At 60.8% G+C, this 8,265-nt stretch carries 9 protein-coding genes; 8 read left to right on the forward strand and 1 reads right to left on the reverse strand.

The genetic code is table 11. The features are described 5' to 3' along the window. Positions 1-23: 23 nt before the first annotated feature. The 3 genes from selD to BW686_RS25360 are packed head-to-tail and all read left to right on the forward strand — an operon-like array spanning position 24 to position 2,951. Entirely contained in the window at positions 24-1,058 is a 1,035-nt protein-coding gene (gene selD / locus BW686_RS25350) for a selenide, water dikinase SelD (protein ID WP_084920818.1), read from the forward strand. Next, entirely contained in the window at positions 1,058-2,158 is a 1,101-nt protein-coding gene (gene mnmH, locus BW686_RS25355; RefSeq protein WP_084920821.1) for a tRNA 2-selenouridine(34) synthase MnmH, read from the forward strand. The genes selD and mnmH overlap by 1 nt, the downstream gene beginning before the upstream one ends. Before the next feature lie 28 nt (positions 2,159-2,186). Further along, positions 2,187-2,951, forward strand: a complete 765-nt coding sequence (locus BW686_RS25360) for a sulfite exporter TauE/SafE family protein (protein WP_084920823.1) — start codon at positions 2,187-2,189, stop codon at positions 2,949-2,951. Positions 2,952-3,022: 71 nt separating this feature from the next. Here BW686_RS25360 and BW686_RS25365 read toward each other — a convergent pair whose 3' ends face one another. After that, a complete protein-coding gene (locus tag BW686_RS25365; protein ID WP_084920826.1) occupies positions 3,023-3,991 on the reverse strand; it encodes a polyprenyl synthetase family protein in 969 nt (322 codons plus the stop codon). A gap of 240 nt (positions 3,992-4,231) precedes the next feature. Between BW686_RS25365 and rplU the strand changes: the two genes are divergently transcribed. The 5 genes from rplU to BW686_RS25390 all read left to right on the forward strand — a co-directional run bounded on the left by rplU (position 4,232) and on the right by BW686_RS25390 (position 7,997). Then, positions 4,232-4,543, forward strand: a complete 312-nt coding sequence (rplU, locus tag BW686_RS25370; protein ID WP_003381306.1) for a 50S ribosomal protein L21 — start codon at positions 4,232-4,234, stop codon at positions 4,541-4,543. Between the two features lie 32 nt (positions 4,544-4,575). Next, a complete protein-coding gene (gene rpmA / locus BW686_RS25375; protein ID WP_002551972.1) occupies positions 4,576-4,851 on the forward strand; it encodes a 50S ribosomal protein L27 in 276 nt (91 codons plus the stop codon). Positions 4,852-5,067: 216 nt separating this feature from the next. Beyond that, positions 5,068-6,291, forward strand: a complete 1,224-nt coding sequence (cgtA, locus tag BW686_RS25380) for an Obg family GTPase CgtA (RefSeq protein WP_084920828.1) — start codon at positions 5,068-5,070, stop codon at positions 6,289-6,291. 90 nt (positions 6,292-6,381) lie between these two features. Continuing rightward, positions 6,382-7,500 carry a glutamate 5-kinase gene (proB, locus tag BW686_RS25385; RefSeq protein ID WP_084920831.1) on the forward strand — a complete coding sequence of 373 codons (1,119 nt, stop codon included), beginning with the start codon at positions 6,382-6,384 and terminating at the stop codon, positions 7,498-7,500. Positions 7,501-7,526: 26 nt separating this feature from the next. Further along, positions 7,527-7,997: a CreA family protein gene (locus tag BW686_RS25390; RefSeq protein ID WP_084920833.1), complete on the forward strand. Its 471-nt coding sequence runs from the start codon at positions 7,527-7,529 to the stop codon at positions 7,995-7,997. Positions 7,998-8,265 lie beyond the last annotated feature (268 nt).

Genomic DNA, 8,265 nt, shown 5'->3' on the forward strand with positions numbered 1-8,265 from the left:
TCCCGGTTACCGAGAGTGTCGCGATGAACGAGCCAATCCGCCTGACCCAGTACAGTCACGGAGCAGGGTGTGGCTGCAAGATTTCCCCCAAGGTGCTGGACGTGATCCTCGCCGGCAGCGGCGCTCAGAACCTGGACCCGAAACTCTGGGTCGGCAATACCTCCCGCGACGATGCCGCGGTTTACGCGCTGGACGACGAACGCGGCGTGGTCTCGACCACCGACTTCTTCATGCCCATCGTCGACGACCCGTTCGACTTCGGCCGCATCGCTGCCACCAATGCAATCAGCGACATTTATGCGATGGGCGGCGACCCGTTGATGGCCATCGCGATTCTCGGCTGGCCGGTCAATCTGCTGCCGCCCGAAGTGGCCCGCGAAGTGATCCGGGGTGGCCGTGCCGTGTGCGACGCTGCCGGTATCCCGTTGGCCGGCGGGCATTCCATTGATGCGCCGGAGCCGATCTTCGGCCTGGCCGTCACGGGCGTGGTGCAGAAAAAACACATGAAGCGTAATGACACCGCCAAGGCCGGCTGCACGCTGTACCTGACCAAGCCGCTGGGCATCGGCATCCTGACCACCGCCGAAAAGAAGTCAAAGCTGCGCGACGAAGATGTCGGTCTGGCGCGGGACTGGATGTGTACCCTGAACAAGCCGGGCAGCCGCTTCGGCAAGCTGGCCGGTGTCGCGGCGATGACCGATGTCACCGGTTTCGGCCTGCTCGGGCATTTGGTGGAAATGGCCGATGACGCAGGGCTGACCGCTCGTCTTGATTTCGCCGCCGTGCCGCGCCTGCCCGGTGTCGATCACTACATTGCCGAGGGCTGCGTGCCGGGCGGCACATTGCGCAATTACGAAAGCTATGGCGACAAGATCGCTGCGCTGAGCGATGCACAGCGCGACCTGTTGTGCGATCCGCAGACCAGCGGCGGCCTGCTGGTCGCGGTCAGCCCGGAAGGTGAGGCAGAGTTCCTGACCCTGGCTGCCGAACTGGGCCTGCTGCTCAACCCTATCGGCACACTGCTTGAGCGACAGACCCACGCCGTCGAGGTGTTCTGATGGCCGACAACAGCAACGACTACCGCGCACTGTTCCTCAACGACGTGCCCATGATGGACGCGCGCGCACCGGTCGAGTTTTCCAAAGGCGCGTTTCCGGGCGTCATCAACCTGCCGCTGATGAACGATATCGAACGTCAGAAAGTGGGGACCTGCTACAAGCAACATGGCCAGGAAGCTGCCATTCAGCTCGGGCATCAACTGGTCTGCGGGCCGGTCAAGGACGCGCGTGTCGAGGCCTGGGTCGAGTTCGCCCGAACTCACCCGAATGGCTACCTGTACTGCTTTCGTGGCGGCCTGCGTTCACAGACCGTGCAGCGCTGGCTGAAAGATGCCGGTGTTGAATACCCGCGCATCCTTGGCGGTTACAAGGCGATGCGCACCTTCCTGCTCGACACCCTGCACGAGGCTGTGACCGAATGTGATCTGGTGGTGCTCGGCGGCATGACCGGCACTGGCAAAACCGAGGTGCTGACGCAACGGCCCAACAGCCTGGACCTGGAGGGCATTGCCAACCATCGTGGTTCCAGCTTCGGCAAGCGCGCCACCGGGCAACCGGCGCAGATCGATTTCGAGAACCGCCTGGCCATCGACCTGCTCAAGAAACGTGCGGCAGGCATCGAACAATTCGTGGTGGAAGACGAGAGCCGTCTGGTCGGCAGTTGCAACGTGCCGCTGGAGTTGCACCAGGCCATGCAACGCTGCCCGATGGTCTGGCTGGAAGACAGCTTCGAGCACCGCGTCGAGCGCATTCTGGGTGATTATGTGGTCAACCTGTGCGCAGAGTTCATCAGCGTCAAGGGCGAAGAACTGGGTTTCGGGCTGTTCGCCGATCGCCTGTTGCAGAGCCTGAACAACATCCACAAACGCCTGGGCGGCGAGCGTCATCAGCGTTTGTTGACACTCATGCAGGCTGCGCTGGAAGAACAACAGCGCAGCGGCGCGGTTGAGCTGCATCGGGGCTGGATCGAAGGCCTGCTCGGCGAATACTACGACCCGATGTACGCCTATCAGCGTGAACAAAAAGCCGCGCGGATCGAGTTTGCGGGCAATCAGCAGGAAGTGTCGGGCTACCTGAGTGAGCGTGCATCGCAGCGCTGATGGTTTTTAGCAGGCGGACAGGGATGCCATGAACACAGTCTTCGATTTCTACCACACCCTCGGCTGGGGCCTTTCGGCGCTGGTCTTCGGCACTTTTCTACTGGCCGGCACGGTCAAGGGTGTCATCGGCCTCGGCTTGCCCACGGTGGCAATGGGCTTGCTGGGGCTGGCCATGCTGCCACCGCAGGCCGCGGCCTTGCTGATCATTCCGTCAGCGTTCACTAACGTCTGGCAACTGGCTATCGGCGGCAGCCTGATCCCTTTGCTGAAACGCCTCTGGCCGATGCTGATCATGATCTTCATCGGCACGTGCGCCGGGGCGTTCTGGCTGGGCATGAGCGGCAGTCATTCAATGACTAGGGCATTGGGCGGGGCGCTTTTGCTCTACGCGCTGAGCGGCCTGTTTCTGCCGACCTTTCAGGTGTCGCCAACGGCCGAGCGTTGGCTCGGGCCGTTGGGTGGCCTGGTCACCGGGGTCATCGCATCGGCCACCGGCGTGTTCGTGATTCCCGTGGTGCCTTATTTGCAGGCGTTAGGGCTTGAGCGTAATCAACTGGTGCAGGCGCTCGGGCTGTCGTTCACCGTCTCGACCGCCGCACTGGCGGTCGGCTTGTCATGGAACGGTGCGCTGGGCGGTGCCGAACTCGGCGCATCCTTGCTGGCGCTGGCGCCCGCGTTACTGGGCATGCTGCTTGGCCAGCGGCTGCGGCAACGGATAAGCCCCGTGCTGTTCAGGCGTGTGTTCTTTATCGGAATGGGGCTGCTGGGGCTGCATTTGTTGATCAAGGGTTGATCGTGGGCGTCATACAGGCAGATCAATGGCAGCGAGCCCGTCGCTGGACGGGCTTTTGACTCTGCGGGCTGTCAGTGAGTGCGGGCGACGGCAAACTCGCTCAGTTCGACCAGCGCGTCCCGGTACTCGCTGGGCGGCAAGGCGTCCAGGCAGGCAATGGCGCGGGCGGCGTAGTCGCGGGCCAGTTGTGCGGTGTAATCAAGCGCGCCGGCACTTTCCACGGCATTGCGGATGCTTTCCAGGTCTTCAAGACCACCTTTCTGGATCGCCTGACGAACCAGCGCTGCCTGTTCCGGGCTGCCTTCGCGCATGGTGTAGATCAGCGGCAGGGTCGGCTTGCCTTCGGCCAGGTCGTCACCGACGTTCTTGCCCAGTGTTTCGGCGTCGCCACGGTAGTCGAGCAGGTCATCGACCAGTTGAAAGGCCACGCCCAGGTGATCACCGAACGTGCGCAATGCTTCGCTCTGCGCTTCGGAGGCGCTGCACAGGGCGGCGGCGCTGTGAGTCGAGGCTTCGAACAGCATGGCTGTCTTGCCGCGAATCACTTCCATGTAGGTTTCTTCGGTGGTGCTGGCGTCGCGGATCTTGGACAACTGCAGCACTTCGCCTTCGGCAATGATGCGGGTCGCCTTGGACAGAATCTTCATGACTTCCATCGAACCCAGCTCAACCATCATTTCGAACGAGCGTGAATAAAGGAAGTCACCCACCAGCACGCTGGGCGCGTTGCCCCACAGCGCATTGGCGGTGGACCGGCCACGGCGCATGCCGGACATGTCGACCACGTCATCGTGCAGCAGGGTGGCGGTGTGCAGGAATTCAATGGTGGCGGCCAGCAGACGGATGTCATCGCCTTCACGGCCCAGCGCCTTGCCGCACAGCAGTACCAGCAAGGGGCGCAGGCGTTTTCCGCCCGCCGACGTGATGTAATCGCCGATTTTCGAGACCAGCGGTACGCGCGACGTCAGTTGCTTTTTGATGATAAGGTCAACGGCACTAAAGTCGTCCGCCACCGCGCGATAGAAGGCTTGGGGTTGCATCAGCGACACGTGCTCCGGATAGGTTGCGCCGCATGCTAGGTTGCGGGGTAGAGCGTGTCAAGGTATGACGACCCGCCTCTTGCAACCCGCCATTGCCTTGCGTACAATCGCGCACCCTAACTTTCCTGGGCAGCACCTGCCTTACGCAATTGCAAACGGGCCGTTCCAGCCCCATGCAGCCATGCCAGCCGATACTCTTCTTATAAAGAGCTGGGTGAGCAGGATTTTCGGAGAAATACCATGTACGCAGTAATTGTTACCGGTGGCAAGCAGTACAAAGTCGCCCCAGGTGAATACCTGAAAATCGAAAAACTGGAAATCGCTACTGGCGAATCCGTCACGTTCGACCGCGTTCTGCTGGTTGGCAATGGCGACGACGTCAACATCGGTGCTCCAGTTGTTGCTGGCGCCACCGTTGTGGCTGAAGTGATCTCGCAAGGTCGTCACGATAAGGTTCGTATCATCAAGTTCCGTCGTCGTAAGCACCACATGAAGCGTATGGGCCACCGCCAGTGGTACACCGAGATCAAAATCACAGGTATTCAGGCTTAATTCAGCCTAATCCTCATTTGGAGAATTGACTCATGGCACACAAAAAAGCTGGTGGTAGTACCCGTAACGGGCGCGACTCAGAAGCCAAACGCCTTGGCGTGAAGATGTATGGCGGCCAGGCTATCATCCCTGGCAACATCATCGTGCGTCAGCGCGGTACCCAATTCCACGCTGGCTACGGCGTTGGCATGGGCAAAGATCACACCCTGTTCGCGAAAGTGGAAGGCGTGATCAAGTTTCAGGTCAAGGGCGCCTTCGGTCGCCGCTACGTGAGCATCGTTCCGAAGACTGAAGTCTCCGCAGCGTAATCATGCAGTTGCTTAAAAGCCCTGTCTTGCGACGGGGCTTTTTTGTTTGTAGAGGTAGAGAGGCAGGTGAGTCTCTTGCAAAACTGTTTGTGCGGGCTGTTGTGATGTTGACCTCTGGGGTCGCTGGTTTCTGATCGGTATCGCAACGCTCATTTTTGCAAGAGTCTTATGTAATTTATGTGGTTCTGCTCGTCCCTGTGGCGGGAGGCGTGCGTTATGAAATTTGTAGATGAAGTATCCATTCGAGTAAAAGCCGGTGACGGCGGCAACGGTTGCATGAGCTTCCGTCGCGAAAAATTCATTGAAAACGGTGGTCCCAACGGCGGTGACGGTGGTGATGGCGGGTCGGTCTTCATGGTCGCCGACGTCAACCTCAATACGCTGGTCGACTACCGCTATACCCGCCACTTCGATGCCGAGCGCGGCTCCAATGGCGGCAGCGCCGACTGCACCGGTCGCAAGGGTGAAGAGCTGGTACTGCGCGTACCGGTCGGCACCACCATCATCGACGCCACCACCCAGGAAATCATCGGTGACCTGACCAAAGACGGTCAGCGCCTGATGGTTGCTCAGGGCGGCTGGCACGGTCTGGGTAACACTCGCTTCAAATCCAGTACCAACCGCGCCCCGCGTCAGACGACGCCGGGCAAGCCGGGCGATCAGCGTGATCTCAAACTGGAGCTGAAAGTATTGGCGGACGTGGGCCTGTTGGGCCTGCCGAACGCCGGTAAAAGTACGTTCATCCGCTCGGTGTCCGCTGCCAAGCCGAAAGTGGCTGACTACCCGTTCACCACGCTGGTGCCAAACCTGGGTGTGGTCAGTGTCGATCGCTGGAAGAGCTTCGTTGTTGCCGACATTCCGGGGTTGATCGAAGGTGCATCCGACGGCGCTGGCCTGGGGATTCGCTTCCTCAAGCACCTGGCGCGTACTCGCCTGCTGCTGCACCTCGTGGATATGGCGCCGCTGGATGAAACCAGTGCTCCGGATGCCGCTGAAGTGATCGTCAGCGAGCTGGAAAAATTCAGCCCGTCGCTGGCAGAGCGTGATCGCTGGCTGGTACTGAACAAGTGCGACCAGATCCTTGAAGAAGAGCAGGAAGCCCGCAAGCAGGAGATCGTTGATCGCCTTGAGTGGACGGGCCCGGTCTACGTGATCTCTGCCATCGCCAAAGAAGGCACGGAGCAACTGACCCGCGACATCATGCGTTACCTCGAAGAGCGCAGCCAGCGCATCGCCGAAGAGCCTGGCTACGCTGAAGAGCTGGCCGAGCTGGATCAGCGCATCGAAGACGAGGCGCGCGCTCAGTTGCAGGCGCTGGACGATCAGCGTGCCCTGCGTCGCAGCGGCGTGAAGAGCGTGCATGACATCGGCGAAGATGACTGGGACGAGGAAGATGTGGATGACGAGGACGGTCCGGAAATCATTTACGTCCGTGACTGATTGCTTGAAGTAAACTTGAACGCCGCTACGATTGTTAGCGGCGTTTTTGTATCCCGAATTTGAAAACTCTCTGGCTAAGGTTGGAAGAAGATGCGCAGCAAAGTGACAGGCGCCCAGCGCTGGGTTGTGAAGATCGGCAGTGCCTTGCTGACTGCGGATGGCAAGGGCCTGGATCGCAACGCTATGGGGGTGTGGGTAGAGCAGATGGTGGCGCTGCATGAGGCAGGCGTCGAGCTGGTGCTGGTTTCTTCCGGGGCTGTGGCTGCCGGCATGAGCCGTCTCGGCTGGACGGCTCGACCCAGTGCAATGCATGAGCTTCAGGCTGCTGCTGCCATCGGTCAGATGGGGCTGGTGCAGGCGTGGGAGTCGAGCTTTGCCGAGCATGGCCGGCACACTGCGCAAATCCTGCTGACCCACGACGACCTGTCTGATCGCAAGCGCTATCTGAATGCCCGCAGCACGCTGCGCACCCTGGTCGAGCTCGGGGTCGTGCCGGTCATCAATGAAAACGACACGGTGGTCACCGACGAGATCCGTTTCGGCGACAACGACACATTGGCAGCACTGGTTGCCAACCTGGTCGAGGCTGATTTGCTGGTCATTCTGACGGATCGCGACGGCATGTTCGACGCTGATCCCCGCAATAATCCCGATGCGCAGCTGATTTACGAGGCGCGTGCTGATGATCCTGCGCTGGATGCAGTGGCTGGCGGCACGGGCGGGGCGCTGGGGCGTGGCGGCATGCAGACCAAGCTGCGCGCTGCGCGTCTGGCGGCGCGCTCCGGCGCACACACCGTGATTGTCGGTGGGCGTATCGAACGTGTTCTGGCGCGGCTCAAGGGTGGCGAGCGGTTGGGGACGTTGCTGTCCCCCGAGCGCGAAATGCTCGCCGCGCGCAAGCAGTGGCTGGCAGGTCATCTGCAGACTCGCGGTACGCTGGTGCTGGACGACGGCGCGGTTTCGGCGCTGACCAAGGATCACAAGAGTTTGCTGCCGGTCGGCGTCAAGCTGGTGCAGGGCAGTTTTCGGCGAGGTGAGATGGTGGTGTGCGTCGGGCCGGATGGGCGGGAGATCGCCCGGGGGCTGAGCAACTACAGTGCTATCGAGGCGCAGAAGATTATCGGCCATTCATCCGAAGCAATCGTGCGCGAGCTGGGCTACATGGCCGAGCCGGAACTGATTCACCGGGATAATCTGATCCTCGTCTGATCAACGTTTAGTTAAAGGAAGATTCAATGCGCGCTATCAACGGCTTTCTGGCTGCTTTGCTGTGTGTGCCGGCGCTGGTCTCGGCGGAAGAGATCGGGCAGGTGTCAACGGTTTTCAAGATGGTGGGGCCTAATGACCGGATCGTGGTCGAGGCGTTCGATGACCCCAAGGTTGAAGGGGTGACCTGTTACCTGTCGCGCGCCAAGACTGGTGGTGTGAAGGGTGGTCTGGGTCTGGCTGAAGACCGTGCCGAGGCGTCCATTGCCTGCCGTCAGGTCGGGGCCATCCGCTTCAAGGAAAACCTCAAGGACGGTGACGAAGTCTTCAAGGAGCGCACCTCGCTGGTCTTCAAGACCATGCAGGTGGTGCGTTTCTTCGACAAGAAGCGCAATACGCTGGTGTACCTGGTCTATAGCGACCGGGTCATCGAAGGCAGCCCGCAAAACGCCGTCACTGCGATCCCGATCCTGCCGTGGACACCCGCGCCCGCGCCTTGATGTGGCCTGGTTTAGGGCCGCTTCGCAGCCCATCGCAGCCGTCGTAACCTCCTGAAGCTCCCACGCCCTCCGGGCAGAAGCCCACAGTGTTGGGCTCAATACTCAATAATTGGGCTCAATAAATGTAGGAGCGAGCTTGCTCGCGAACTGCCGGGAACCGGCAGCAAAGCCAGTGCATACGGTGCATCAGGCACAGCCGAGATGGCCTGTTTCAGGGCCGCTTCGCAGCCCATCGCAGCCGTCGTAACCTCCTGAAGCTCCCACGCCC

It is taken from the genome of Pseudomonas syringae, assembly GCF_002157375.1.
Classification (GTDB): domain Bacteria; phylum Pseudomonadota; class Gammaproteobacteria; order Pseudomonadales; family Pseudomonadaceae; genus Aquipseudomonas; species Aquipseudomonas syringae_T.